This is a genomic window from Roseomonas sp. F4 (assembly GCF_053891155.1).
On sequence record NZ_JBSSHK010000002.1, the window covers coordinates 64,696 to 91,169 of the forward strand.

The 26,474-nt window shown below is 70.6% G+C and carries 22 protein-coding genes; 7 read left to right on the top strand and 15 right to left on the bottom strand.

Going from position 1 to position 26,474, the window contains the following annotated elements; genetic code table 11:
- The 7 genes from ACVFYP_RS07745 to ACVFYP_RS07775 all read right to left on the bottom strand — a co-directional run bounded on the left by ACVFYP_RS07745 (position 1) and on the right by ACVFYP_RS07775 (position 6,693).
- Entirely contained in the window at positions 1-978 is a 978-nt protein-coding gene (locus ACVFYP_RS07745; protein WP_499199587.1) for a KpsF/GutQ family sugar-phosphate isomerase, read from the bottom strand.
- Positions 975-1,709 (bottom strand): 3-deoxy-manno-octulosonate cytidylyltransferase, encoded by a 735-nt coding sequence (locus ACVFYP_RS07750; RefSeq protein ID WP_499199588.1) that lies wholly within the window; start codon positions 1,707-1,709, stop codon positions 975-977. Before ACVFYP_RS07750 ends, ACVFYP_RS07745 begins: the two co-directional genes overlap by 4 nt.
- Complete coding sequence (gene kdsA, locus ACVFYP_RS07755) at positions 1,706-2,557, bottom strand: 3-deoxy-8-phosphooctulonate synthase (protein ID WP_499199589.1); 852 nt, start codon at positions 2,555-2,557, stop codon at positions 1,706-1,708. Before kdsA ends, ACVFYP_RS07750 begins: the two co-directional genes overlap by 4 nt.
- A 101-nt stretch (positions 2,558-2,658) precedes the next feature.
- Positions 2,659-3,612 carry an isopenicillin N synthase family dioxygenase gene (locus ACVFYP_RS07760; protein WP_499199590.1) on the bottom strand — a complete coding sequence of 318 codons (954 nt, stop codon included), beginning with the start codon at positions 3,610-3,612 and terminating at the stop codon, positions 2,659-2,661.
- Between the two features lie 14 nt (positions 3,613-3,626).
- Entirely contained in the window at positions 3,627-4,670 is a 1,044-nt protein-coding gene (locus tag ACVFYP_RS07765; protein ID WP_499199591.1) for an ABC transporter substrate-binding protein, read from the bottom strand.
- Position 4,671: 1 nt separating this feature from the next.
- Entirely contained in the window at positions 4,672-5,697 is a 1,026-nt protein-coding gene (locus ACVFYP_RS07770; protein WP_499199592.1) for an ABC transporter substrate-binding protein, read from the bottom strand.
- 141 nt (positions 5,698-5,838) lie between these two features.
- Positions 5,839-6,693: a metallophosphoesterase family protein gene (locus tag ACVFYP_RS07775; RefSeq protein WP_499199593.1), complete on the bottom strand. Its 855-nt coding sequence runs from the start codon at positions 6,691-6,693 to the stop codon at positions 5,839-5,841.
- A 172-nt stretch (positions 6,694-6,865) separates the two neighbouring features.
- Here ACVFYP_RS07775 and ACVFYP_RS07780 point away from each other — a divergent pair, with 172 nt between their 5' ends.
- Entirely contained in the window at positions 6,866-8,428 is a 1,563-nt protein-coding gene (locus tag ACVFYP_RS07780; protein WP_499199594.1) for an ABC transporter substrate-binding protein, read from the top strand.
- 33 nt (positions 8,429-8,461) lie between these two features.
- Here the strand turns inward: ACVFYP_RS07780 and ACVFYP_RS07785 are convergent, their stop codons facing one another.
- Genes ACVFYP_RS07785 through ACVFYP_RS07795 form a run of 3 tightly spaced genes read right to left on the bottom strand, consistent with a single transcriptional unit; the run spans position 8,462 to position 11,441 of the window.
- On the bottom strand, positions 8,462-9,967 hold the full coding sequence (locus ACVFYP_RS07785; protein ID WP_499199595.1) for a tripartite tricarboxylate transporter permease: 1,506 nt from the start codon (positions 9,965-9,967) through the stop codon (positions 8,462-8,464).
- Positions 9,967-10,470: a tripartite tricarboxylate transporter TctB family protein gene (locus ACVFYP_RS07790; RefSeq protein ID WP_499199596.1), complete on the bottom strand. Its 504-nt coding sequence runs from the start codon at positions 10,468-10,470 to the stop codon at positions 9,967-9,969. Before ACVFYP_RS07790 ends, ACVFYP_RS07785 begins: the two co-directional genes overlap by 1 nt.
- Entirely contained in the window at positions 10,470-11,441 is a 972-nt protein-coding gene (locus ACVFYP_RS07795; RefSeq protein ID WP_499199597.1) for a Bug family tripartite tricarboxylate transporter substrate binding protein, read from the bottom strand. Before ACVFYP_RS07795 ends, ACVFYP_RS07790 begins: the two co-directional genes overlap by 1 nt.
- Before the next feature lie 142 nt (positions 11,442-11,583).
- Between ACVFYP_RS07795 and ACVFYP_RS07800 the strand changes: the two genes are divergently transcribed.
- From ACVFYP_RS07800 to ACVFYP_RS07810, 3 genes are all read left to right on the top strand, one after another.
- A complete protein-coding gene (locus ACVFYP_RS07800; RefSeq protein ID WP_499199598.1) occupies positions 11,584-12,936 on the top strand; it encodes an APC family permease in 1,353 nt (450 codons plus the stop codon).
- Positions 12,937-13,003: 67 nt separating this feature from the next.
- Positions 13,004-14,206, top strand: coding sequence for a hypothetical protein (locus tag ACVFYP_RS07805; RefSeq protein ID WP_499199599.1), 1,203 nt, complete (start codon positions 13,004-13,006; stop codon positions 14,204-14,206).
- Positions 14,203-15,057: a hypothetical protein gene (locus ACVFYP_RS07810; protein ID WP_499199600.1), complete on the top strand. Its 855-nt coding sequence runs from the start codon at positions 14,203-14,205 to the stop codon at positions 15,055-15,057. The genes ACVFYP_RS07805 and ACVFYP_RS07810 overlap by 4 nt, the downstream gene beginning before the upstream one ends.
- Positions 15,058-15,069: 12 nt before the next feature.
- Here the strand turns inward: ACVFYP_RS07810 and ACVFYP_RS07815 are convergent, their stop codons facing one another.
- Positions 15,070-20,214 (bottom strand): two-partner secretion domain-containing protein, encoded by a 5,145-nt coding sequence (locus ACVFYP_RS07815; protein WP_499199601.1) that lies wholly within the window; start codon positions 20,212-20,214, stop codon positions 15,070-15,072.
- A 168-nt stretch (positions 20,215-20,382) separates the two neighbouring features.
- Here ACVFYP_RS07815 and ACVFYP_RS07820 point away from each other — a divergent pair, with 168 nt between their 5' ends.
- Both ACVFYP_RS07820 and ACVFYP_RS07825 read left to right on the top strand, forming a co-directional pair.
- Positions 20,383-21,054 (top strand): nitroreductase, encoded by a 672-nt coding sequence (locus ACVFYP_RS07820; RefSeq protein ID WP_499199602.1) that lies wholly within the window; start codon positions 20,383-20,385, stop codon positions 21,052-21,054.
- The gene (locus tag ACVFYP_RS07825) at positions 21,051-22,286 is read left to right on the top strand and encodes an MFS transporter (RefSeq protein WP_499199603.1); all 1,236 of its coding nucleotides are present in this window, start codon (positions 21,051-21,053) and stop codon (positions 22,284-22,286) included. The genes ACVFYP_RS07820 and ACVFYP_RS07825 overlap by 4 nt, the downstream gene beginning before the upstream one ends.
- Before the next feature lie 2 nt (positions 22,287-22,288).
- Here ACVFYP_RS07825 and phnE (ACVFYP_RS07830) read toward each other — a convergent pair whose 3' ends face one another.
- Genes phnE (ACVFYP_RS07830) through phnC form a run of 4 tightly spaced genes read right to left on the bottom strand, consistent with a single transcriptional unit; the run spans position 22,289 to position 25,959 of the window.
- Positions 22,289-23,152 carry a phosphonate ABC transporter, permease protein PhnE gene (gene phnE / locus ACVFYP_RS07830; protein WP_499199604.1) on the bottom strand — a complete coding sequence of 288 codons (864 nt, stop codon included), beginning with the start codon at positions 23,150-23,152 and terminating at the stop codon, positions 22,289-22,291.
- A gap of 5 nt (positions 23,153-23,157) precedes the next feature.
- On the bottom strand, positions 23,158-24,066 hold the full coding sequence (gene phnE / locus ACVFYP_RS07835) for a phosphonate ABC transporter, permease protein PhnE (protein WP_499199605.1): 909 nt from the start codon (positions 24,064-24,066) through the stop codon (positions 23,158-23,160).
- 14 nt (positions 24,067-24,080) lie between these two features.
- Positions 24,081-25,073: a phosphate/phosphite/phosphonate ABC transporter substrate-binding protein gene (phnD, locus tag ACVFYP_RS07840; RefSeq protein ID WP_499199606.1), complete on the bottom strand. Its 993-nt coding sequence runs from the start codon at positions 25,071-25,073 to the stop codon at positions 24,081-24,083.
- A gap of 52 nt (positions 25,074-25,125) precedes the next feature.
- Complete coding sequence (phnC, locus tag ACVFYP_RS07845; RefSeq protein ID WP_499199607.1) at positions 25,126-25,959, bottom strand: phosphonate ABC transporter ATP-binding protein; 834 nt, start codon at positions 25,957-25,959, stop codon at positions 25,126-25,128.
- Positions 25,960-26,123: 164 nt separating this feature from the next.
- Here phnC and ACVFYP_RS07850 point away from each other — a divergent pair, with 164 nt between their 5' ends.
- Positions 26,124-26,456: an NIPSNAP family protein gene (locus ACVFYP_RS07850; RefSeq protein ID WP_499199608.1), complete on the top strand. Its 333-nt coding sequence runs from the start codon at positions 26,124-26,126 to the stop codon at positions 26,454-26,456.
- Positions 26,457-26,474: the final 18 nt, after the last annotated feature.

Sequence of the window (26,474 nt, forward strand, 5' to 3'; positions counted from 1 at the left end):
CTACACCACGCCCGCGCGCAGCAGATCGTGCAGGTGCAGGATACCGACCGGCACGCGGTCCGGCCCGACCACGAAGAGCGAGGTGATCCGCGCCTCGTTCATCACCGCCAGCAGCTCCGCCGACAGCGCCTCCGGCGCTGCCGTGCGCGGCGTCGCCGTCATCACCGCGGCCACCGGGCTGTCCATCGCCACGCCCTTCTGCAAGGCGCGCCGCACATCGCCATCGGTCAGCACGCCGGCCAGCGCGCCATTCGCCGCGATGATGCCGGTGACGCCGAAGCGGCGGGAGGTCATGGTCACCACCGCCTCCGCCAGCGTCGCATCCAGCGGCACCAGTGGCAGTTCCTCCGCCCCGTGCATCAGGTCGCGGGCGCGGCGAAGCTGGGCGCCGAGCTTGCCGCCCGGGTGGAATTCCCGGAAATCCTGCGGCGAGAAGCCCCGCGCCTCCAGCAGCGCCATGGCGATGGCATCCCCCAGCGCCAGGGTCATGGTGGTGGAAGTGGTGGGCGCCAGGCCGTGCGGGCAGGCTTCCGCCATGCGCGGCATGGTCAGGCAGATATCCGAAGCGCTGCCCAGGGCACTGTCCTCGCCGGCGGTCAGCGCGATCAGCGGCACGGCGAAGCGGCGGGTATAGGCGATGATATTGGCGAGCTCCGGCGCCTCTCCGGACCAGGACAGCGCCATCACCGCATCGCTGCGCGTCACCATGCCGAGGTCGCCGTGGCTGGCCTCCGCCGGATGCACGTAATGCGAAGGTGTACCGGTGGAAGCCAGCGTGGCCGCGATCTTCCGCGCGATATGGCCGGACTTGCCCATGCCGGTCAGGATCAGCCGGCCCTGAAGGCCCATCAGCAGGTCCACCGCGGCCAGCACCCGGTCGCCCAATTCACCACCCAGCGCCGCTTCCAGCGCCTGCAGGCCGGCGGCTTCCAGCGCCACGGTGCGGCGCAGGGTTGCCATGCGGTCCGACGCGCTCATGCCCGCCCCCGCAACATCTCGCGCGCCCGTTCCAGATCCTCCGGCGTGTCGACGCCGAGCGGCACGTCATCCACCGCCACGGCATCCATCCGCATGCCGGCCTCCAGCGCCCGCAGCTGCTCCAGCTTTTCCCGGATTTCGAGCGGGGAGGGCGGCAGCGCCACCATCCGCAGCATCGGGCCGCGCCGCCAGGCATAGAGGCCGATATGGTGCCACAGCGGCCCGGGGCCGGTCGGCGCCGTGGCGCGGGTGAAGTACAGGCAGCGGAAGCGGCCGGGTGCGATTTCAGAACCCACCATCTTCACCACGGAGGGCGCGCTGCGCTCCTCCTCCCGATGAATTTCCGCGACGAGCGTCGCCGCATCCACCGCCGGGTCGGTCAGCGGGCCGAGGGAGGCGCGGATCGCTTCCGGCGCGATGGTGGGAAGGTCGCCCTGCACATTCACCACCATGTCGTAGCGGCCCTCCGGGTCCCAGGCGGTCAGCGCTTCCGCGATGCGGTCGGTGCCGGAGGGGTGGTCGCCGCGGGTCATCGCCACCTGGCCGCCGGCGGCCTGGACGGCCTGTGCGACCTCGGGACTGTCGGTGGCGACCAGCACGGGGCCGATCGCGGCCTCCGTCGCGCGGCGCCAGACATGCACGATCATCGGCTCGCCATGGATATCGGCCAGCGGCTTGCCCGGCAGCCTTGTGGCCGCCATGCGCGACGGGATCAGGATGACGGGGTTCATGCGGCGTCAAAACCCTTCACCAGGCTGTCGATCGCCATCAGCCGGCGGATCAGCCCCTCGAACTGCGCCAGCGGCACCATGTTGGGGCCGTCGGAGGGGGCGTTGTCCGGGTCCTCATGCGTCTCGATGAACAGACCGGCGACGCCGACCGCGCAGGCGGCACGGGCCAGGGTTTCCACGAATTCGCGCTGGCCGCCGGTGGAGGTGCCCTGGCCGCCCGGCTGCTGCACGGAATGGGTGGCATCGAAAATCACCGGCAGGCCGGTCTGCGCCGCCATGATCGGCAGCGACCGCATGTCGGAGACCAGGGTGTTGTAGCCGAAGGAGGCGCCGCGCTCGGTCAGCAGCACGTTCGGGTTGCCCGCGCCGGTCACCTTGGCGGCGACGTTCTTCATGTCCCAGGGCGCCAGGAACTGGCCCTTCTTGACGTTCACCGCCCGGCCGGTGGCGGCGGCGGCCAGCAGCAGGTCGGTCTGGCGGCAGAGGAAGGCCGGGATTTGCAGCACGTCCACCGCTTCGGCCACGGGCGCGCATTGGCCGGCGTCATGCACATCGGTCAGCACCGACAGGCCGAGGCTTTCACGGATTTCGGCGAAAACGGGCAAGGCGGCCGCCAGCCCGAGGCCGCGCGCGGCGCTGGCGGAGGTACGGTTGGCCTTGTCGAAGCTGGACTTGTAGATCAGCCCGATGCCGAGCCGCCCGCAGATCTCCTTCAGGGCGATCGCCGTTTCCAGCGCATGGGCGCGGCTTTCCATCTGGCAGGGGCCGGCGATGAGCGCGATGGGCAGGTGGTTGCCGAGGCGAACCGGGCCGATCTGCACGACCTGCGGGGAGATGATCTGGGACATGCCGGGGCCTCACGGATGCGGCCGGGCGGCGGCCCGGGCCGGAGGCGGGCCGTTAGCATGCGAGGGGGCGGGCGCCTACCCTATGGCGGGCACCCGGCCTTTCAGGCCTTGGCAGCCTCCTGCCACGACACCCGCCGGGCCTTGAAGTTCGCATAAACCTGCTCCCCGGCCACGATCGGCGCGAAATCCGGCCCGGCCGGCGCCTGCCCGACCAGCGATTCCGGGTCGATGCGGGTGTGGTAGGAGGGGTGGACGAAAAGCGGGATCGAATAGCGTTCCCTGCCGCTGGTATTGACCACCTTGTGCATCGCCGCCTGGTAGCGCCCATTGGTCCAGCGCCGCAGCAGCTTGCCCACATTGATCACCATGGCCTCGCGGTTCGGCACCACCGGCAGCCAATCGCCCGCGGGTCCCTGCACGAACAAGCCGCCATTCATGTCCTGGATCAGCAGGGTGATCAGCCCCTCATCCGCATGGGCGCGCACGCCGATATCTGTGACCTCCGCGATCGCCTCCGCCGGCGGGTAATGCACCACCCGCATGTTGGAATAGCTTTCGCGGGAGGCCTCGACGAAGAAGTCCTCGACCACCTCCAGATGCAGCGCGACGGCCGCCAGGATGTCCTGGGACAGGGCGAACATCGCCGCGTAGCAGCCTTCGATCCGCTCCCGGAAGCCGGGCATCTCCGGCCAGGGCGTCTCGGCATGGAAGGGCAGCTCGCGCAGCGCCGGGTCGCCCGGGCGGGTCAGATGGCCGACGGAGAAGGCCTCATGCCCGCCGGGCTTCTGGCCGGGCAAGGCGGTGTCGAACATCGGGATATAGCCACGGTTGTTGCGCCGGTCCTGCACCAGGCGCTTGAAGTCCTCCGGCCGGTCGAAGAAGGCCTCGGCGGCGGCGAAGGCGCCTTCCAGCGCGGATTGCGGCACGCCATGGCCGGTGAGCTGGATGAAGCCATAGCGTTCGAAGGCCGCGCCGATCTGCTGCGCGACCGCGGCGCGCGCCGCGGCGTCGCCGGTCCGGAAGGCGGCAAAGTCCAGGGTCGGGATCGCGTCCATGCTCGGTACCTTTCTCACGACAGTCCGATATCCAGCAGCCGCTGTGCGCGCGGCGGCAGGTAGTCCTCGGTGTAGACATCCGCCGGCGTCAGCCGCTGTGGCAGGCCGAAGGCCTCCTCAACCGCGGTGATGCCGCGCGCCAGCCGCGCCGGATCGACGTTGGAGAAGCCATTCTGGCGCACATTGTCGGTGATCAGGTGCTGCGCTGCGTTGAAGCGGTAGCGCTCCAGCTCGATCGCGGCATCGGTCAGCGGTTCCTGCTGCTTCAGCACGGCGATGCCTTCCTCCGCATGGTGCCAGGCATAGGCGAGGCTGCGGAACAGCGCCCGCACGGCGCTGCGCACCACCTCCGGATGCTGGGCGGCATAGGCGCGGGTGGTGAGGTAGCAGGTGGAATACAGGTCCAGCCCATGGTCGCGGTAGAACATGATGCGCTGCTGCGGCAGGTCCATGCCCAGCGCCTTCAGCGACAGCGCGGTGGAGGTGACGATGCCGGTGATGCCATCGGCGCGGCGCTGCACCAGCATCGGCTCCCGCAGCTCCGCCCGCACCGTCTGCCAGCCGACCTTCGCCGCGTCGAAGCCGGCGCGGCTGGCGAAGACCGGGAAAAGCTGGCGCCCCGCATCCTCCTGCGGTGCCGCCAGGCTGCGACCCTCCAGCTCCTTCGGTGTGCGGATCGGCCCATCCTCCCGCACCGTCACGCACATGCCATTGCGGTCCGCCGCGATAGCCACCACGACCAGCCCCGCATTCGGGTTCTCGGCCATGAATTTCAGCGTCGGGTTGATGTCCGCCTGGCCCATCTCGAAGGTGCCGGCGGCGATATCCACCGGCACGCGGCCGGAGCCGAAGCCACGGCTGAGCGCGAGGTCGATGCCTTCGGCGCGGAAGAAGCCCTTCTCCCGCCCCAGCAGGGCGTAGGAATTCGGCCCTTGCAGCGCCCAGTCCAGCGTGAAGCGCAGCCGTGTCGCCGCCTGCGCCCTGCCGATGCGCGGCGCGGCGAGGCCTGGCGCCACCAGGGCGGCGGCCAGCAGCCCGCGGCGGGAGAAGGCGGCCATATCAGCCCATCAGCCGGCGTTCGGCGGCGGGCGGCAGGAAGGCGTCGGTATAGACATCCTCCGGCTTCAGCTTCGGCGTCATGCCATAGGCCTCCTCCACCGCCGCCAGGCCGAGCTGGAAGCGCGCCGGGTCCACGGCGGACAGCCCATTGGCCATGACATGCGGGGAGACGACCATTTCGCGGATCGAGACCTGCTGGCGTTCCGTCTCGATCGCCACGTCGGTCAGCGGCTCGGCGGCCTTCAGCGCGGCGATGCTGGCGGCGGGGTCGGCATGGGCCGCCTGGAGGCTGCGAATGCCGCCCTTCACCACGGCGCGGACCAGTTCCGGATTGCGCCGGGCATAGTCCTTCGTGGTCAGCCAGCAGGTGCCATAGAGCGGCAGGCCGTAGTCGCGGTACCAAAGGATACGCTGTTGCGGCCAATCCATGCCGAGCGCCTTCAGCGACATCCCCGTGCTGGTGGCCGCGCCCGTGATGCCATCCGCGCGGCCCTGCACCAGCATCGGCTCCCGCAGCTCCGGCCGCACCGTCAGCCAGTTCACCTTGCCCGTATCGATGCCGGCGGCGCGGGCGAAGGCCGGGAAGATCTGGCGGCCCGCATCGCTGTCCGGCGCCGCCAGGGTCTTGCCCTCGAAATCCTTCGGCACGCGGATCGGGCCATCCGCCTTCACCGTGGCGCAGAGCAGGCTGCGGTCGCCGAAGACGCCGACCACCATCAGCCCGGCATTGGGGTTCTCGGCGATGAACTTGATGACCGGGTTGATATCGGCCTGGGCGATTTCATAGGCACCGCCGGCCACATCGATGGGCACGCGGCCGGAGCCGAAGCCGCGGTCGATCTGGATGTCGATGCCGGCATCCCGGAAGAAGCCCTGCTGGCGACCATAGAGCATGTAGGCGTTGGGCCCCTGGAAGGCCCAGTCCACCTGGTATTTCACGCGCGGCAGGGCCTGGCCGATGCCGAGGCGGGGGGCGGCGAGCAGGCCGGCGGCGGCCAGACCAAGCGTGCGGCGGGAGAACGTCATGCGGGAATCCCCAGGCAGGGGGCCGCGGGGATGCGCGGCCGGCCACAGGGACTTTGCAAGAACGCGGCCACGCCTGGAGCCGTGGCCGGCGCGAATATCGCCGCAAATCCGGGCAGCCACTCCGGGCGACTGCCCGGCGCTTCAGCTTTCGCGGGGCGGCAGGGTGGTGGTGGTGCCGCCGTTCAGCCGCGTCCAGCCCGACATGTCGATGACGAACATGCGCGGCGGCTCCACCAGCCGGTGCGTGGCCCGCGCGCCGTCCAGCACCCATTCGACATAGCCCGGCCGCGGGAAGCGACGGCGCTGGGTCAGGCCGCGGCGCACATCCACCATGGCGGTGGGCGGCGCCCAGACGATCTCCATGCCGCGATACCGCAGGCGCCGGTACACATGCAGATGCCCGCAGGCGATCACCTTCACCCCGCCCGCCGCGCAGGTCTCCAGCAGCGCGCTGCGCGGCGCATGCGGGATGACGGAGGTGCTGAAGGCGATCTCCGCCACATCGCCGTCGAAGGGCGGCATATGGACGAAAACCATCACCGGCCGCCCCGCTCGCCCGGCCAGCGCCTGTGCCAGGAAATCGGCCTGCTCGGCCTCCTCCGCCAGGCCGCTGCCCATCAGCGCCGTGTCCAGCCCGACCAGCCGCCAGTCGCCAAGGTCCTGCACCCACCAGCTCGGCCCCACATGCCGCTGCCAGGCCGCCAGTCGCGCCGCATTCACCGGCTGGTCGAGGCGGGAGAAGGCCGGTGCCTCCCCCACATCATGATTGCCGGCGATGACGCGGTACGGCAGGCCCAGCCGCGCCAGCTCCGCCGCCCCGAAGACGAGGTCGCCCTCCGCCGCCGGCCCGTTGAAGGACAGGTCGCCGCCATGCACCAGGAAGTCCGGCGGCGCAGCGGCCATCTCAGCCCGGAAGGCTGCCCAGTTGTCGCGGAAGTAGTCGTGGGTGGCGGACAGATGCGTGTCCGTCACATGCACCAGCCGGATCGGCGGCATGTCTCGCAGGCCTCGTCGTAGGATGAGGGCCCATTCTCCGGCGCCCAGACTGCGTACCGATGACGGTTTGGCGTCAGATGCGCGACGTCATCGCGCCGACGCCGAACCGTCGCCGGACCATCATCGAATTTTGGCAGGTTCCGCCCCGCCGAATACCGAGGAGTCCCCGGCCATGATGCTTCCCCGCCGCAGCCTGATCGGCGCTGGCTTGGCGCTGCCCGCGCTGATTCAGAACCGTCCCACCCTTGCCCAGCCGGCCCCCTCCGGTACCAGGCCGCTGCTGACGATCGGCGTGGCGGAAGTGCCGCCGACGCTGGAGCCGGCGCGCGAGCTGTCCAATGTCGGCACGCGCGTCACCTATTCGATCTTCGACACGCTGATCCGCCGTGACTTCCTCGGCAGCCCGGATGGTGGCGGCGCCACGCTCAAGCCGCATCTGGCCACGAGCTGGGAACGCGAAAGCGCCTCCTCCCTGGTGCTGCAACTCCGCCCCGGCGTGCGCTTCCACAATGGCGACCTGCTGACGGCGGAGGATGTGATCTACACCTTCACCTCCCAGCGCATGTTCGGCCCCGACGCGCTGATGCGCGAAGCCCGGTCCTATTTCGCCACCCTCGCCGGTGTCGAAGCCGTGGGCGAGAACGCGGTCCGCTTCACCACCCGCGTGCCGGATGTGTTGCTGGAACAGCGCCTGGCGAGCTGGTGCGGCTGGATCGTCAACAAGCGCGCCTATGAGGAGCTGGGCTTCGAGGGCTTTTCGCGCGCCCCGGTCGGCACCGGCCCCTACAAGGTCCGCAGCCTGCAGGCCGACCAGCGCATCGTGCTGGATGCCTTCGACGATTATTGGATGGGCCGCCCCACCGCGCGCGGCGTGGTGTTCCGGCAGATCCCGGAACTCGCCGCCCGCGTGGCGGCGTTGCAGGCCGGCGATGTGGACCTCATCACCAACGTGCCCCCCGACCAGATCGGCGCGCTGCGCCGGGCGGAGGGCATCGTGGTGCGCGACGTGGTCCTGGCCAATTCCCACGTGCTGACCTTCGACGAGCGCGGCCCGGGCATGGGCGACAAGCGCGTTCGGCAGGCGCTGGGCCTGGCGCTGGATCGTCAGCTTCTGGTGGACACGCTGTGGGACGGCAAGGCCGTGGTGCCGCCGGGCCACAACTACCCGGAATACGGCCAGATGTTCCTCGAAGGCCGCGCGCTGCGCCACGACCCGGCCGGCGCCCGTCGCCTGCTGCGGGCGGCTGGCTATAACGGCCAGGAGATCGTCTACCGCACCATGCCGAACTACTACACCAATGCGCTGCGCGCCGCGCAGGTGGCGGTGGAAATGTGGCGGGAGGTCGGCGTCAATGCCAAGCTCCAGGTGGTGGAGAACTTCGCGCAGATGCGCGCCGCCGGCCAGCAGATCGGCAACAACTCCAACTCCACCCGCCTGCCGGACCCGCTGGGCGGGCTGTGGATTTCCTGGGGGCCGTCGAGCTGGTTCCAGGTGAACGGCGCCTTCCGCAGCACGGAGGCCTTCAACGCCGCCGGCCGCGCCCTGGAAGCGGAAACCGACCCAGCGAAGCGCAAGGTGCTGTTCCAGGCCATGCTGGATGCCTGGGAGGATGAGGCACCGGGCACGGTGCTGTACCAGCCGGGCGAATTCTACGCGATGCGCCGCAACATCCAGTGGCGGCCCTACACCTTCTACTTCATGGACCTGCGGCCCGATAACCTGCGCTTCGCCTGACGGGGCGGGGAGGGCGAAGGGCCCTCCCTTCCCTCACGCCGCGCTGGGCCGCCGGCGCTGCCAGGCCGCATAGGCATGCGGGCCGGCCAGGGCGAGGATGGCGATCAGTAGAATCACCAGGCTGATCGGCCGCGTGACAAAGACGGTCCAGTCGCCCTGGCTGATGGTCAGGGCCTGGCGCATCGCCTGTTCGGCCATCGGGCCGAGGATCATGCCGATGACCACCGGCGCCACGGGGAAGTCGAAGCGGCGCATGAACATGGCGATGATGCCGATGCCATAGAGCAGCACCAGGTCGATCACGGAATTGCTGATGCCGTAGGTGCCGATGGTCGCGAAGACCAGGATGCCGGCATAGAGCTGCGGCTGCGGGATTTTGAGGATGCGCGCCCAGAGGCCGACCAGCGGCAGGTTCAGCACCACCAGCATGACATTGGCGATGAACAGGCTGGCGATCAGGGTCCAGACCAGATCGGCCTGGCTGGTGAACAGCAGCGGCCCGGGCTGGATGCCATAGGACTGGAAGGCGGACAGCATGATGGCGGCCGTCGCGCTGGTCGGCAGGCCCAGAGTCAGCATCGGCACCAGCACGCCCGCGGCCGCGGCATTGTTCGCCGCTTCCGGGCCGGCCACGCCCTCGATGGCGCCGGTGGTGCCGAATTCCTTCTCATGTTCCGGGCGCACCAGCTTCCGTTCCAGGAAGTAGCTCAGCATGGTCGGCATCTCGGTGCCACCGGCCGGCATGACGCCGAAGGGAAAGCCGAGGCCGGCGCCGCGAATCCAGGGCCAGAAGGAGCGCTTCCAGTCGGACTTGCTCATCATGATGCTGCCGACATGGCGCACCTCGACCGGGCCTTCGACGTAGCGCCAGGCGAGGTACAGCGTCTCCCCCACCGCAAACAGCGCGACGGCGACGAGCACGACGTTCACGCCATCCAGCAATTCCGGCACGCCGAAGGTCAGGCGGGGCTGGCCGGTCTGCAGGTCCACCCCCACCAGCCCCAGCAGCAGCCCGAAGCCCAGGCTGGTCAGCCCGCGCAGCGCGGACCCGCCGAGCACGGCGGAGACGGTGACGAAGCACAGCACCATCAGCATGAAGTACTCGGCCGGGCCAAGCTTCAGGGCCAGCTCGACGACGACCGGCCCGAGGAAGGCGATGCCGATGGTCCCCACGGTGCCGGCCACGAAGCTGCCGATGGCGGAGGTGGCGAGTGCCGGCCCGGCGCGGCCGTTCTTCGCCATCTTCGCCCCTTCGAGCGCGGTGATGATCGACCCCGATTCCCCCGGCGTGTTCAGCAGGATGGAGGTGGTGGAGCCGCCATACATCGCGCCATAGAAGATGCCGCAGAACAGGATGAAGGCGCCGGTGGCGGAGACGCTGAAGGTGATCGGCAGCAGCAGCGCGATGGTCAGCGCCGGGCCGATGCCGGGCAGCACGCCGATGGCGGTGCCGAGGAAGCAGCCGAGCAGCGCCCAGCCCAGGTTGGACAGGCTCAGCGCATGGCTGAAGCCGAGTGTCAGGCCCTCGATCGCCCCCATCAGCCGGGATCTCCGAAGACCAGTGTTTCCACCACGCCCGCGCCGATATTCACGCCGAGCCCCTTCACGAAAAGCCCGTAGGCGGTCAGCGAGACGATGAAGGCGATGATCAAGTTGCGCAGAATGGCGCGGGAGCCGAAGGCGGCGGCCACCAGCACGAATTGCGCGGTGGCGGCGATGGTGAAGCCGAAGGGCTCGATCAGCACCAGGTTCGCCAGCAGCCCGGCCAGCAGCAGGCCCAGCGCGCGCATATTCAGCGGCGCCGCATCCTGCAATTCCTCGATGTCCTGCGACCAGCCGCGGCGCAGCGCCACGATGGTGAGGCCGGCGCCCAGCACGACCAGCACCGCGGCGACGAGGGCCGGAACAAACTTCGGCCCGACCTGCGCATAGATCGGCGAGGTCGGGATGATGGCAGTTTGCCAGGCGGCGAGCAGGCCGACCGCCAGCACGAACAGCGCCGCGGCAAGGTCGGGGCCACGGCGGGCCGTGCTGTTCGGCATCAGGTGGCGAGGCCGATGTCGCGCAGAACCTGTTCCGTCTCGCTGTGATCGCGGGTCAGGAACTGGGCGAAGGCGTCGCCCACCAGGAAGGCGTCATCCCAGCCGCGGGTGGTCAGGATTTCCTGCCAGGCCGGGGCCGCGTGCACGGCGGTGACGTAATCCACCAGCGCGCGGGTCTGCGCCGCATTGATGCCGGGGGCGCCGAACAGGCCGCGCCAATTGCCCATGACGATGTCGATGCCGCTTTCCTTCAGCGTCGGCACGCCGTCCAGGCTGCGCGTCTCCCCGGTGGTGGCCAGGGCCCGCATGCGGCCGGCCTTCACCTGCTCGCTGAATTCGGAAACGCCGGAAATGCCGGCCTTCACCTGCGCGCCGAGGATCGCCGCCTGGGCCGGGCCGCCGCCGGCGAAGGCCACGTAGCTGGCTTCGCGGGCATTGCGGCCGAGCGACTTCAGCATCAGGCCAAGGATGATGTGGTCGATGCCGCCGGCGCTGCCACCGGCCACCGCGACGCCGCCGGGGTTCGCCTTCAGCGCATTGGTGAAGTCGGCCAGCGTCTGCAACTCGCTGTTCGCCGGCACCACGATGATGCCCGGCTCCGTCGTCATGCGCGCGATCGGCACCACGTCGCGGATGCTGACCGGGGTGCGGTTGGTGATGCCGGCGCCCACCATCACGGCGCCGCCCACCATCAGGGCGTTCGGGCGACCGCGGCGCTGGCTGATGAAGCGCGGCAGACCAACCATGCCGCCGGCGCCGCCGACATTCTCGAACTGGAAGCTGCCGACCAGGCCGGCAGCGCGGGAGGCCTGCTCCAGCGCGCGGCCAAGCCCATCCCAGCCGCCGCCGGGGCCGGCGGGGACGAAGACGAAGAGGCTCTCGAAGCGCTGCTGCGCCGAGGCGGAGCGGCCGAGCAGACCGGCCGTGGCCAGGCCCGCTGTCGCGGCGATCAGGGTACGTCGGCTTGTCATGTTTCCTCCTGTGGGCGCATTCCGGAGAACAGCTTAATCAGCCTTCCGTCGCGCCGGAAGGCGGGGAACGCGCCGCGAGCCACGGGGTAGCGGAACCTTGCCTATTCGTCACGCGTCCTGGTGGGTGAAGGAGTTCCGCCGCATGTCCGCATCCTCCGCCACCGACATTCCCGACCGGCCGGCCGCCGAACCCACCCTGGCGCGCAGCATCGGTCCCTTCCAGCTCTTCGCCTACACCCTCGGCGGCATGCTGGGCGCCGGCATCTACGGGCTGGTGGGCCGCGCGGCGGGGGAGCTGGGCTCGGCCATCTGGCTCGGCTTCCTGGTGGCGATGGTGGCGGCGCTGCTCACCGGCCTGTCCTATGCCTCGCTCGGCAGTCGCTACCCGCAGGCGGGCGGCGCCGCGACCATCACCCAGCGCGCCTTCGCCCGGCCATTGCTGACCTGGGTGGTCGGGCTGGCGGTCATGGCCTCCGGCCTGTCCTCCGTCGCCACCCAGTCGCGGGTGGTGGCGGAGAACCTGCTGCGGCTGGCGGGGCTGGATGGCGTGCCGGCCATCGTGCTGGCGCTGGGCTTCCTGCTGATCATCTGCGGCATCGTGCTGCGCGGCATCCAGGAAAGCATGTGGGCAAATATCGTCTGCACCACGGTGGAGGCGGCCGGGCTGCTGCTGGTGATCGCCGTGGGCATTCCCTATTGGGGCAGCGCCGACCTGTTGGAGACGCCAAGCGCCGATGGCATCGGCCTGTCCTTCCTGATGACCGGCGCGATCCTGACCTTCTTCGCCTTCATCGGCTTCGAGGACACGATCAATGTGGCGGAGGAGGCGCGCGACCCGCGCCGGACCCTGCCCTTCGGCATCATCGGCGCCATGCTGGTGGCGACGGTGCTGTACATCGCCGTGGCGGTCACCGCCGTGTCCGTGGTGCCCTGGCGGGAGTTGGCGGCGGCGCCGGGGCCGCTGGCGGAGGTGATGGCCCGCGCCGCGCCCTGGGCGCCGGGCTGGTTCTACGTCGCCATCACCGTCTTCGCCGTGGCCAATACCGCGCTGCTGAACTACGTCACCGCCTCTCGCCTGCTGTTCGGCATGGCGCGGCAGGGGCTGATGCCGAAGGCGCTGGCGGCCGTGCATGCGGGGCGCCGTACGCCGCATGTGGCGACTCTGGCGCTGCTGCCGGTGCTGGTGGCGCTGATACTGGTGGGCGATATCAGCCAGCTCGCCGCCGCCACCGTGCTGCTGCTGCTCGCGGTCTTCACCGTGGTGAATGTGGCGCTGCTGGTGTTGCAGCGCCGGCCTGGGGAGAAGAAGGGCGGCTTCGAGGTGCCCTGGCCGGTGCCGGCGGCCGGTGCCCTGATCTGCGGCGCGCTGCTGCTGAACCGGCTGGGCACCGGCGACTGGCGCGCCCCGGCCCTGGCCGGCACGCTGATCGCCCTGATCCTGGTGGCCTATGCGCTGCTGCGGCCGAAGGTGACGGCGGAGGCGATGCAGAGCTGAACGCAGGTCTTGCGCGGCGGCGCGCCACTCCGCATTCTTGAGCCATCCAGAAGGGATTTGGGTTCTGATGCGCGGTGTTCCGGCCCCGTTGCCGTTCTTGCGCGCCTGCGCCCCGGTTTTCGCCTGCGCGGTCCTTGCCTTCGCCCTGGCCTTCGGCCCTGCGCTGGCGCAGCAGACGGCGCAGAACCGCCAGTTGATGGTGCAGAACGAGACCGATCTCGCGCTGCATTTCCTGTACCTGTTCCCGCCGGGCCAGACCGATCGGGGACCTGACCGGCTGGGCAGTGAGGTGGTGGCGCCGGGCACCACCGCGCGCGTCCGGCTCGGCCGGCAATCCGTCTGCGTCTTCGATGTCATCGCCGTCTGGCAGGATGGGCGGGAGGAGCCGCGCGGCGCCTTCAACATCTGCCGCAACCAGCGCCTGATCTTCGGCGACCCCGCCATGCCGACGCTGGAGGCGGCCGTGGCCAATCGGTCGGAGATGGTGCTGCGGGAATTCTACGCCGCCCCCAACAGCGCGGAAGGCTGGGGTCCGGACCGGCTGGGCACGGAGGTGGTGGAGCCCGGGGAGGGTTTCCGTCTGCGCATCCGCACCCGCGCCTGCGTCTTCGACCTGCGCGCCGTCTATGCGGATGACCTGGAGGAGGTGAAGCCCGCCTTCGACCTCTGCGCCGAGCGCGGCGTGGTCTTCGACCGCAGCGGCATTCCTCGCCCCAGCCATTCCCTTGTCCTGGCCAACCGCCACCGGGCGGCGGTGCAGGAGGCCTATGCCGCCGCCAGCAATGACGGTGACTGGGGTCCTGACCGCCTGGCCGCCACCGGCCCGTTGGCGGTGGGCGAGGAGACAGAGCTGGAGGTGCGGGGCGACTGCGTGGTCGATCTGCGCATCGTCTTCCCCAATGGCGGGGCGGAGGAGCGGCGGGAGGTGGATGTCTGCGCCACCCCGCGCATCCTGCTCACCCCCGGCTGGGTGGTGGGCGAGCAGGCTCCGGCCATGTCCGCGGCGGAATCCGCCCCGGTCGCCGCCCAGTTGACGCTGCGCAATGCCGGCACGCTGCCCATCGTGGAGCTTTACGCCGCCCCGCCCGGCGAACCGCGCGGGGCGGACCGGCTGGGCGCCGATGTGCTCGGCGTGGGTGAAACGCTGGCGCTCGACCTGCCCGATGGCGATGCCTGCCGCGCCGATCTCGTCGCGGTGTTCCGCGATGGGCGGGAGGTGACGCGCCCCGGCGTGGATCTGTGCGAGGAGCAGGAGATCGCGCTGCCATGACATGCTTTGGAAAGCAGGCCTGGGCGATCGCCACCGCCCTGCTGCTGGCCTGCGCCCCCGTGCGGGCCCAGGGGTTGGACCAGGGATTGGCCGAGCCGCTGCGCGGCGCCTGGTTCCTCGGCGACTGCGCCGATCCGGAGACGATGCTGCTGGTCACGCCGCGCGCTGTGGCGCGGGTGCAGCAGGATTCATCCCAGCTGTTCCGCTTTCGCGAGATGCGGGCGCTGGAAGGCTGGAGCCTCGGCACCGCCGGCGGCCCCACCGCGCCGCGCCTGCTGCTGCGCCCCGCCGCTTCGGGGCTGGAGACGGCGGAGCCCGACGCCAAGCTGCGTGACGACCGCCTGCCCGGCGACACGGAGGTCGAGGCCTGGCACCGCTGCGCCGCCCCGCCCGTGGCGCTCGCCGCCCTGCATGGCGAAGGCGCGGCCTTCCTGACGGCGCTGGAACATCTGGAGGCCGGCTGCGGCAGCGGCACCCCGGGTGCCTGCGCCGCCGCCATCCTGGCTCAGGGCGATGTCAGCGGCGACCGGCTGCTCTCCTCCGCCGAAATCGCCCGGCTGCTGCGCGGCGCCGCCTGGCTGGCGGCGGTGCAGGAAGGCGCGGGGCAGGAGGCCATGGTGGCGACGCTCGGCGTCGGCGGTCTGGCGGGCCTCGCCGCCGCGCGGCTGCTGGTGGAAAGCCTGGACTATGACGGCGACGGCCGGCTTTCCGCCGCCGAACTGGCACAGGACCGCGCCGCCTTCGCCACCGCCCCTGGTAATGCGGCGGGCCGGCCGCTGCGGATGGACGGCGTGGCGGAAGGCGCGGGGATGCTGCGCGGCCTGATGGAGGGGCTGGCGAACTGGCGCTGAGGGGGCAGGCGGCTACTCCTCCTCCTCATCATCCTCGCGCCGCTGCGGCAGCAGCATGGTGGGCACGCTGTGGCGGAGGTCCCATTCGACCAGCCGGGGCGCCGTATCCGCCGCCGGCAAGGCGAGGCTGAGGGAGACCAGCACCGGCGGCGTCACCACCGGCGGCTCGATCGGAATTTCCACCACGGGCGGTTCCACCACCGGCGGCGTGACCACGGGCGGATCGACCGGGATCTCCGGCTGCACCGGCGGCGCGCCGGAACAGAAGGCGGAGCCCATGACGCAGTTGTTGAACTGGTAGCTGCTGCCGGAGGCCGGAACCGAGACAAGCTGCGCCGCAGCCTCCCCGCCCACCCCGCCCAGCACGCCCAGGATGAAGGCGGAGCCGCCCTGGGCCAGCAGGCCGAGCCGCCCGGCCTCGACCGTACCGAGGGCGGAGCCGCCATCCAGCAGCAGGAAGACCGGCGAGGCGCCCGCATTCAGGTCGAACACCGCGGAGCCGCCGGGTGCTGCCTGTACCGGGCCGAAGCTGGCCAGCTGCGTCGACTGCTGCGCCGGGGTCAGGCCCGGCTGGTCGGGTTGCAGCCCGGCGGGAATGGCGGAGAGCCCATTGGCCCGGCTGTCCAGCAGCAGCAGCGGCAGTTGCGCCGAATCTCGCGCCACCAGCCGGCTGGCGGCGCCGGCGGTGAAGCCCTGCGGGCTGGCCAGCAGCACGGCCCGATCAGCCTCCAGCACCGCGCCATCCAGCCGCAGCGGTCCGGCGGCGCGCAGCACCACCTCGCTGCCGCTGGCGGTGCCGCCCAGGGTCATCGCCCCATCGGCCAGAATACCCAGAGTGCCGCCGGCACTGGCGGCGCGCAGCAGCGGCAGGCTGTTGCCCACGCCTTCCAGCATCACCGATCCGGCGGCGGACAGGCTCAGCCCCGCGGCGCCAACCTGCAGCCCGGCGCCGCTCGCCGCCTGGGTGATGTCACCCTCCCGCGCCACCAGCGTCGCCGCGCCGGCCCGCAGGGGGGCGGCGAGATGCAGCGTGGTGGCGGACAGGTCGAGCACCCCGGCGACATCCAGGGCCTCGTCCAGCGCCAGGGCGCCGGCGCTGGCCATGCGCAGCGCGCCGACCTGCCCACCGAGGCGATTCACCGCATGGGTGTTGGAGAAATCCACGGCGCCGGGCGTGTCCATCCGCAGCAGCCCGGCCGAGAGGGTCATGCCCGGGCTGTCCACGATGCCCGCCCCCGCCCGCAGATACAGCGTGCCGGCCGTCAGGTCGCCGGTCAGGCGCAGCGGCGCGCTGCCTTCCTGCGCCAGGGCGAAGACGCCCAGCGCCGCGCCCTGGCCCAGCGCCGCCACCTGGTTGCCCTGCCCATCCAGCAGCACCTGCCCGTTCAGCGCCCGGGCGGAGAGGAGCGTGGCCGAAAGGCCCGCGCCACGCATCGTCTGGGTGATATCGCCCGACGTCGCTTCCAACTGCGCGGTGCTGGTGGAGACGGGCGCGAGGATGTCGAGCGAACTGGCCGACAAGCTCAGCGCGCCCGGCGCGTCCAACGCCGCCGTCACCTGCAAGGGGCCGTCCACCGCCAGGGCCAGGCTGCCCGCCTGTCCACCCACCGCGTTGATGGAATGCCGCCCCGCCGCGTCCAGCCGCACCGGCCCGGCGGTTTCCAGCGTCAGGCTCGCGCCGCGCAGGGATCCGCCGGCCAGGTCGGACAGCCCGCTTTCGGTGCGGAAGGCGAGGTTGGGTGCCGCCACCGGCCCGGCCAGGGCCAGGGCGAAAAGCCCCTCCTGCGCCAGGGCGAAATCGCCCGCCGCGCCGCTGGCGCCAACCGCGCCCAGCAGATTGCCCGTGCCCCAGAGCGAAACACTGCCGAAGATCGAGCGCGCCTGGATCATCGGCGCGGTGATGCCGGCGCCAGTCGCCGCCTGGGTCAGGCTGTCACCGGCCAGCAGGGAGACGAGGTTCTGACCGGTGATCGGTGCTTCCAGCGCCATGGTGCCGGCGGTCACCAGCCGGATGTCGCCGCCCGCCGTCAGCGCGCCGATGCGTGGCAGGCTGTTGCCGCCATTTTCCAAGGTGATGTCGCCGCTGCCGGCATTCACCGTCAGCAGCCCCGCCGAGAGGCGGCCGCCGCTGGTCTGGCTGAGGCCGAGCGGCGTGTTGAACCAGGCCTCGCCATTGGTCGCGACCGGCCCGGTCAGGCTCAGCGCGCCATCGGTGGCCAGCGCCAGACCCAGCGGCGCGGTCACGTCACCAAGGCTGGCAATGCTATTGGCGGCGGCGCGCAGCTCCGCCCGCCCACCGAGGTCGAGGCTCAGCAGGCCGGTGCGCAGCCCGGCGGCGGCGAGGGGGTTCTGGGTGAGGCTGCCGGTCAGGCGCAGCGCCACCTCGGCGGCCGAAAGATCCCCCAGCACGGCATCGCCGCTGCCGGCGAAGCGGTACTGGCCCGCGGCCTGGCCGGCGATCTGGGTGGCGCGATTGCCCACCGCCTCCAGCACCACGGAACCGGCCGGCGCCTCGGCCAGCAGCGCGCCAGTGGTCAAGGCGGCGGTCTGGGTGATGTCGCCGGCGCTGGCGCGCAGCGTGGCGCTGCCGGCACCCACCGTGGCATCCAGGGCGAGCGAGGCAGCTTCCAGCACCAGCGCCCCGCCCACCGTCAGGGCGCCCTCCACCCGCAGCGCGCCGGGGGCGGCGACCCGGAAGTCCCCGCTGGCGCCACCGGCGCCGAGCCGGCCGAAGCTGTGGCCGGTCCCCTCCACCCGCACGCTGCTGCCTTGCAGCGTCAGAAGATCGGTCACCAGGGCGCTGCCCATCCCGGCCAGCAGGGCGCCGCCGGCACTCAGGCGGATGGAGGGCGCGGTGACGCTGCCTTCCACCGTCAGCCCACCATTGGTGGACAGGGCCAGCGCGCCATCGCTGCGCAGCGTGCCGAGGCTGGTGATGGCGTTCTGGGGATCGACGAGGGTCACGCTGCCGGCGGCATCGAGGTTAAGCCGCAGCGTGGTCAGCCGGCCGCCCTGGTCCAGGGCGATGTTGCCGCCGATGTTCAGCGTGACCTCGGGCGCTGCCAGCGCGGCGGCGATCAGCAGGTTGCCCTGGCTGGCGATATGCAGCACGTCGCCGGCCCGGCCATAAAGCTCCGCGATCCCGTTCTGCGGGCCATCCAGCCGCACCGAACCGTCCAGCACCTGAACATTCAGGCTTTCGGAGATCACCCGGGAATTGGCCGCCTGGGTCAGGTCGCCGCCCCGGATATCCAGCAGCAGCGGCCCGGCATTGATGCCGCCCACCACCTCCAGCCCCTGGCCGTTCAGCAGCGACAGGCCGCGCGGCACGAAGGAATCGCCGAGCTGGGCGATGCGATTGCCCGCGCCTTGCAGGCTGACTTCGCCCAAGGCCGAGTCCAGCCGCAGCAGCCCGGCCGAAACGGCGGCGCCGGTCGGCTGCTGCGTCACGCCGCGCAGCGCGATCAGGTCCAGTGCCCCGCTGGCCGTGATCGGCGCGAAAAGCCCGATGGTCTGCAAGGTGTCCAGCGAGATATCGGCCGCGGTCAGCGCGCCATCCACCGTCATCGCCAGCCGGCTGCTGAGGTCGAAGCGCGTCGCGGCGCTGCCGCCGGCGATGGCGCGGATGCTGTTATTGGCCTGGTTCAGCCGCACCATCCCGCCGCTGCTATGCGCCTCCAGCGTGCCTACATTCAGCGCGCCGGTGCTGCTCTGGGTGATGTCCCCGGCGGAGCGCAGGATCAGGTCGCCGGTCACCGTCAGGCCGCGGAGGATCTGGATGCCCTCGCCGGCCGCGGCGGTGGTGTTGGTGGTCTCCAGCGTCAGCGGGCCGGAGGTCTTGTTGACCGCCGTCTCCACACGGATCGTCCGTTCCGCCTGCAAGGTCAGGCTTCCGGTGACGGCGGCGATGGCGCTGGCGGTGATCTCGGCCGGTTCGGTGGCGCCGCTGAGGGTGGCGACGATGCGCAGCGTCTCCGGGTCCACCAGCACCTGGCCGCCCTCGCCGGCCTGCATCACGCCATCCAGCGCCAGCGCACCGCGGGACGACACCTCGATGGCGCCGCCCTCGGCGCGGATGGTGCCGCGCATTTCGGTGCGTTCGGCGGCATGGACAATGACGGTGCCGCCGGGCGCCTCGATCTCCGCGCCGCGTTCCACCAGGGTGCGGGCGGACAGGCGGCGGGGCTGGCCGAGGCGGCTCTCGGCCCCGGCGCCGAGCGTCACTTGCCCACCGGGCGCGGCGCGCAGCCGGGCTGTGCCGGCGACCTGCACGGTGCCGCTGGCCGTCGCCTCGATGGTCTGGGCGGCCAGGGCGCCATCGATGCGCAAGCCGCCGCCTTCCGTCCGCAGGGCCACCTGCCGGGCGCTGATGCTGCCGCCGGACTGCACCAGCGTCTCCAGCACGCCGGAGACGGCGGCGGCGGTGAGCAGCACCGATCCGCCCTCCGCCTCGATCGTGCCGGTCTGGGTGACGAGGGCGGTGGCGCCATTGGGGGCGCTGCGGACCTGCTGCGTCACATCCAGCGACAGCAGCCCATCCCCGGCGAGATCGAGGGCGAAGGCCTCCCCGCCCGCCAAGGCGACGCGGCCGAGCCGGGCCTGGATGATGCCGGAATTGGCCACTTCAGGGGCGACCAGTGCCGCGAGTCCGCGATCGGCCACGGTGATGCGGCCGCGATTTTCCACCCGGGCGCCGGGGCGGGGGGAGGGGCGGTCGAAATTCATCCGCCCTTCCATGAAGGCGCGGTTGGCCGTGTCGGCCGTGGTGGCGATCAGCGCGCCGACATCCACCTGCGCGCCCTGATGGAACAGCACGCCATTGGGGTTCACCAGCGCCACGCCGCCATTGCTGGTGACCCGCCCGGCGATGGCGGAGGGGTCGGGGCCGGTGACCCGGTTCAGCGACCAGGATGTCGCGGCGGGCTGGCGGATATCAACCTGATGGTTCGCGCCGACATTGAAGGACTGCCATTCCAGCACGGCGCGGTCCGTCGTCTGCTGCACCTGGGTGCGGCTGGCGGTCTGGCTGATGCTGGCCTGGCCGGCCACCACAGCGCCGCCCTGGGGTCGGGCATCCGTGGCCTGCGCGGCGGCGAAGCCCGGCAGGGTGAGGCCGGGCATGGCGAAGACGGCGGTAAGCAATGAGGAACGGCGCATGGCGCGCATCCTGCTTCATCAACCCTATGGTGTGAAAGATGAATAATTTACCCACACTGGTCTAAATAATTACCCACAGGTGAACGGGTTGCGCCGGGCCGGTCCCCACCGCAGGATGAACAAAGGGATAACGCCGCCCGACGTGGCGCGAGAAGGACAACGCCTCACATGGATGTGTTCGAGGCCCTGGCCAGCCGCCGGTCCATCCGCGGCTTCCGGCCGGACCCGGTGCCGCGCGCCACGCTGGAGCGCCTGCTGGAAGCCGCCGCCCGCGCCCCCTCCGGTTCCAATATCCAGCCCTGGCATGTGCGGGTGACGCAGGGGGCGGAGCGGGCGCGGCTGGCGGCGGCGGTGCGCGCGGCCCATGCGGCGGGTGCTCTGGCGCCCCGCGAATACCATTACTATCCGCGCCAGTGGCGGGAGCCTTATCAGGCGCGCCGCCGCGCCTGCGGCTTCGGGCTTTACGAGCTGGCGGGCGTGGCGCGCGGCGACCGGGCGGCGGGGCTGGCGCAGCGGCTGCGGAACTTCGACTTCTTCGACGCGCCGGTCGGGCTGTTCTTCACCATCGACCGCGACATGGAACAGGGGTCCTGGCTGGATTACGGCATGTTCCTGCAATCCGTCATGCTGGCCGCGCGGGGGCTGGGCCTGGATACCTGCCCCCAGGCCGCCTGGTGCGACCATCACGACATCGTCCGCCGGGTGCTGGGCCTCCGCGAGGATCAGGTTCTGGTCTGCGGCATGTCGCTCGGCTTCGCCGACCCCGAGGCCGCGGTGAACCGGCTGGTGACGGAGCGCGAGCCGCTGGCCGAATTCGCCACCTTCGGGCCGGAGGCGTGACGCCAGCCGAATCGCCCGACCCGGCGGAGGCGCTGATCGACAGCCGCCAGGCCTGGATCCGGCTGGCGGCGATCGTCGGACTGGCGACGCTGGGCGGCGCCGGCATGTGGACCGTGGTGGTGGCCCTGCCCCATGTGCAGGCGGAATTCGGCGCCAGCCGCGCCGACGCCTCGCTGCCCTATACCTTGACCATGATCGGCTTCGCGCTGGGCGGCATCCTGATGGGCCGGCTCGCGGACCGCTTCGGCATCATGGTGCCGGTGCTGTTCGGCACGGTGATGCTTTCGGCCGGCTATGTGCTGGCCTCGATGGCCGGCAGCCTGATGGCCTTTGCTTTGGCGCAGGGGGTGCTGATCGGCGGGCTGGGGTCGTCCGCCGCCTTCGGGCCGCTGATGGCCGATGCCTCGCTCTGGTTCCGGCGAAGGCGCGGCATCGCGGTGGCGCTGGCGGCCTCCGGCAACTACCTGGCCGGCACGGTCTGGCCGCCGATCCTCCAGGCGCTGATCGTGGCGCAGGGCTGGCGGACGGCGCATCTGCTGGTGGGGCTCGCTCTGCTGGTCACCATGCTGCCCTTGGCCCTGCTGCTGCGTACCCGCGCGCCCATGCCGCGCCTGGTGCCGCGCGCGGCGGGGGCGCCGCCGCCGGCCGCGGCACGGCCGCTCGGGCTGCGGCCCAATACACTGACGGCGCTGCTCTGTATCGCAGGCGTCGGCTGTTGCGTGGCGATGGCGATGCCGCAGGTACATATCGTCGCCTATTGCGGCGACCTGGGCTACGGCGTGGCAAGGGGGACGGAGATGCTGTCCCTGATGCTGGCCTGCGGCATCGTCTCCCGCATCGCATCGGGCTTCATCGCGGACAGGATCGGCGGGCTGGCGACACTGCTGCTGGGGTCGCTGCTGCAGGCGGTGGCGCTGGCCTTCTACCTGTTCTTCGACAGCCTGGTGTCGCTCTACCTGATCTCGGCCCTGTTCGGCCTGTTCCAGGGCGGCATCGTGCCGAGCTATGCGGTTGTGGTGCGGGAGTATTTTCCGGCGCGCCAGGCCGGCACGCGGGTCGGCATCGTGCTGATGGCGACGCTGCTGGGCATGGCGCTGGGCGGCTGGCTGTCCGGCCTCGTCTTCGACTGGACCGGCAGCTACGCCATGGCCTTCCTGAATGGCATCGGCTGGAACGCGGTGAATCTCGCCATCATGAGCTGGCTGCTGATCCGCAGCCGCAAAAACAAATAGCTCTAGCGCGGGGTCAGCGCTTCCCGCCCGCCGATCAGCTTGCGGCGGATGCGGCTGGAGATCTGGTCGATGATCGCCACGGTGATCAGCATCAGGATGATGATGAAGGCCACCTCGTCCCAGGCGCGGATCTTGATGCGCTCGGCGATGGCCAGGCCGATGCCGCCGGCGCCGACAATGCCGAGCACGCTGGCGGAGCGCGTGTTGCTTTCCAGGAAGTACAGCGCCTGCGCGATCATCACCGGCAGAACCTGCGGCAGCAGGCCGAAGCGTGTGCGCAGCAGCTTGTTGCCGCCCACGGCGTCGATGCCCTCCGCCTGCTTGCGCTCCGCCGTCTCGATCGCCTCGGCATAGAGTTTTGCCAATACGGCGATATCGGCGGTGGCGATGGCCAGCACGCCCGCCAGCGGGCCGAGACCCACGGCGCGCACATAGGCCAAGGCCCAGATCAACTGGTCCACGCCACGAAACCCGTCGAAGACGCGGCGGATGGAGAAGTGGGCCAGCGTGTTCACCACCACATTGCCGGCGCCCAGAAAGCCCAACGGCACGGCGATGACCGCGGCGATGAAGGTGCCGAGGAAGGCCATGGCCACGCTCTCGGCGATACCTTTCAGGATATCCAGCCAGAGCGCGCCGGGGGAGGGCGGGATCATCAGCACGACGATGGTGCCAAGGCCCGAAAGCCCGTTCCACAGCCGGATGGGCGTGATCTGGAACCACCAGAACAGGAAGACGAACCAGCCGAGCGCGGCAAGCCCGCCGACCCAGCGCAGCGCCCGCGTCGCCGGGCTGACCCCGAAGGCCGCCGGCATGCGCGCCCGCCACTGCTTGATCTGGCCCGGTGTAGGGGTTGCGATCGCCATCGGTCTCAGCCCCGCGCCGCGCCGGCCGACAACTGCCGGCGGAGCCTTTCCGAAATCATGTCGATCGACGCCACGCTGAGGATGATGAGCACGATGATGGCGCTGATCTCCTCGTAATAGTTGAAGGAGATCACGTGATAGAGTTCCTCGCCAATGCCGCCGGCACCGACGAAGCCCAGCACGCTGGCGCCGCGCACATTGATCTCGAAGCGCAGCAGCGCGTAGCTGAGGAAGTTCGGCGCCACCTGCGGCAGCACGCCGAAGCGCACGCGATGGAACCAGTTGCCGCCGGCAGCCCGCACGCCTTCCATGGCGGAGGTCTCGGCATTCTCCACCACCTCGGCGAACAGCTTCCCGTTGGCGCCGGCGGTATGGATGATGATGGCCAGGATGCCGGCCATCGGGCCGATGCCGAAGGCCCAGACGAAGATCAGCGCGAAGACGATCTCCGGCACCGTGCGACAGAATTCCAGGAAGCGCCGCGCCAGATGGAAGGCCCAGGGCGTCGGCGCCAGATTGCGGGCGGCCACGAAGCACAGCGCGAAGCCGATCAGCGTGCCGAAGAAGGTGCCGAGCAGGGCCATCTGGCTGGTCTCGAAGATCAGCCAGGCCCATTTGTCGAGGCGGTAGAACCAGCCCGCCAGGCTGCCCTCCGTCTCCCAGTCCGCGAACAGCGTCTCCCACCGCAGGGTTGGCAGGATGCGCCAGAAGTATTCACCGATGCGCGGCAGGCCATCGGCCAAGGCCTGCGGCGTCATCTCCGACAGCCGCGCGGCCAGCAGCAGGCAGACCAGCAGGATGGCGCCCCAGAGCAGGGTGGCGCGCCGCCGCTGTCGCCGCGCCGCCTGGAATTCAGCCTCCCCCCGGGCGATGGCGCCGCGGGCGGAGGTGGTCAGGGGCAGCGCGGCATCCATGCGATCAATAGGCCTTAGGAACGGCGGCGGCGCTCGGCCGCCTCTTCACGGCGCAGGCGGACGATCGGCTCGAACATGTCATGCGTCACCGGGGCATAGCCCTGGCCGCCGCCACGCTCGACCTGGGCGTAGATCTGCGGATGGGCGGTGGCGAGCGCCAGGTGGAAATCGGTGAAGTCCTTCTTGAAGGCGGCCGGCAGGTCGGAACGCACGGTCATCGGGCCGTTCAGGATCGGCGCCGAGGTCCAGATGATGCGCAGATCGGCCATGTTCAGCATGCCCTTTTCCACCATGGCGCGCAGATTTCCACGGGTGAAGCCCTGGCTGACCTCGCCCTGGCCCGAGGCCCAGGTGACCGCCGCATCGTATTGGCGCTGCAGCACCGCCACCACCGCCTGCTCATGCCCGCCGCCGAAGCCGGTGCGGGAGAAGTACTGGCCGCTTTCCGTGCCGATGCCGGCGGCGCGCAGCTCGGAGCGCGGCACCAGGTAGCCGGAGGTGGAATTGGCATCGGCCCAGGCGAGCGACTTGCCGCGGAGCTGTTCCAGGCTGGTGATGCCGCTATCGGCGCGCACCACCATGACGGAGACGTAGGAGATGCCGCCATCGGCCTCCCGCGCCACGAAGAGCGGCTCGACGCCGCCATTGGTGTCGAGCCAGGCGCCGGCATAGGCGGAGGCGCCCATGGCGGCACCCTCGATCTGCTTCGCGCTGAAGGCCTGCATCACGCCGGCATAGTCGGCGGCCGGGAACAGGCGCACGGGGATGCCGAAGGTGGTCTCCAGCAAGGCGCGATAGGCCTCGTAGCGACCGAGCCGGTCCTGCTCATTCTCACCGCCCAGCAGGCCGAGGCGAAGCTGCGGCACCTGCTGCGCCCAGGCGCGACGGCCAGTGGCCGGCATGGCGGTGGGGGCCGCGGTCTGGGCGGCCACGGCGAAGGGCGCCAGCGTCGCACCGACGAGGGGCGCCAGCGAGGCGCCGGCAACCAGAAGACGACGGGTGATCATTGCGGTTCTCTCCAGGGGGAGCTTGGGGATTCCGCCGACCACACCGCCGCGCTCAGGCGAGGGCGAGGCCGGACTTTGCGGGCAGGGACGGGCGCGCGGCCGGGTTGACGGCTTCCTGCGCCTGTTCCTCGAACTCATCCTCGGTGACGCCGTAGATCTCCTGCACCCGGGCGGAGGTCAGCTCGGCGGGCGTACCATCGAACATCACCCGGCCGGCCTGCATGGCGACGATGCGGTCGCAGTACTGCCGGGCGGTGTTCAGGTGATGCAGGTTGGTCAGGACGGTGATCCCGTCCTCCCGGTTCACCTGGCGCAGCGCGTCCATCACCGTCTTGGCGTTGCGCGGGTCGAGGCTGGCGATGGGCTCATCCGCCAGCATCAGCCTGGGCTGCTGCAACAGGGCGCGGCAGATGGCGACGCGCTGCTGCTGACCACCGGAGAGCGTGTCGGCGCGTTGCAGGGCGACCTCCGCCAGGTCGAAGCGGTCCAGCGCGGCGAGCGCCATGGCGCGTTCGGTGGCGGTGAACATCTTCAGCAGGCTGGTGACGGTGCCCATGATGCCGGGGCGGTGGTTCAGACGGCCGACCAGCACATTGGTCAGAACGTCCAGCCGCTGCACCAGGTTGAACTGCTGGAAGATCATGGCGCAGTCGGTGCGCCAGCGGCGCAGCTCCGCCCCGCGCAGCGCGGTGATGTCCCGCCCGCCATACAGGACCTGTCCGGCGGAGGGTTCCGTCAGCCGGTTGATCATGCGCAGCAAGGTGGATTTGCCGGCGCCGGAGCGGCCGATCACGCCGACCATCTGGCCGTCCGGTATCACCAACCGCACATCGTTGACGGCCGTGACGGCGCCGAAGCGCCGCGTCAGGCCCCGCAGTTCCAGCATGGAATGCCCCTTCTCAAGCCGGGCTATACAAGCACCCCATGACGTCCCTGTGACAGCCAGATGATGAACGGATTGCAGCGGATATCCGGCCCGAGGTGTCCACACCCCGTCTGGGCGGCGGGCCGCTGGCGCGCCATGCTGGTCCCGCAACGGGAGAGCCCCAGATGATCGTCGACCTACGAATCTACACCACGCTGCCCAACAAGCTGCCGGAATTCGTGGCGCTGTATGAGGCGAAGGCCTGGCCGATCCAGTTGAAATACCTGGAGAACTGCCTGGGCTGGTACACCACCGTCGAAGGCGCGCTGAACACGGTGGTGCATATGTGGGGCTATGCCGACCAGGGCGACCGTGAACGCCGCCGCACCGCCATGGCGGCCGACCCGGCCTGGGGCGAATACCTGGCCGAGGCCGGTGCCAGGAACCTTCTGGTGAAGATGGAAAACCGCATCATCAAGCCGACCGGCTTCTTCAGCGCTTTTCAGGCCAAGAAGTAGGTTTGTGGGCGGGGCGCG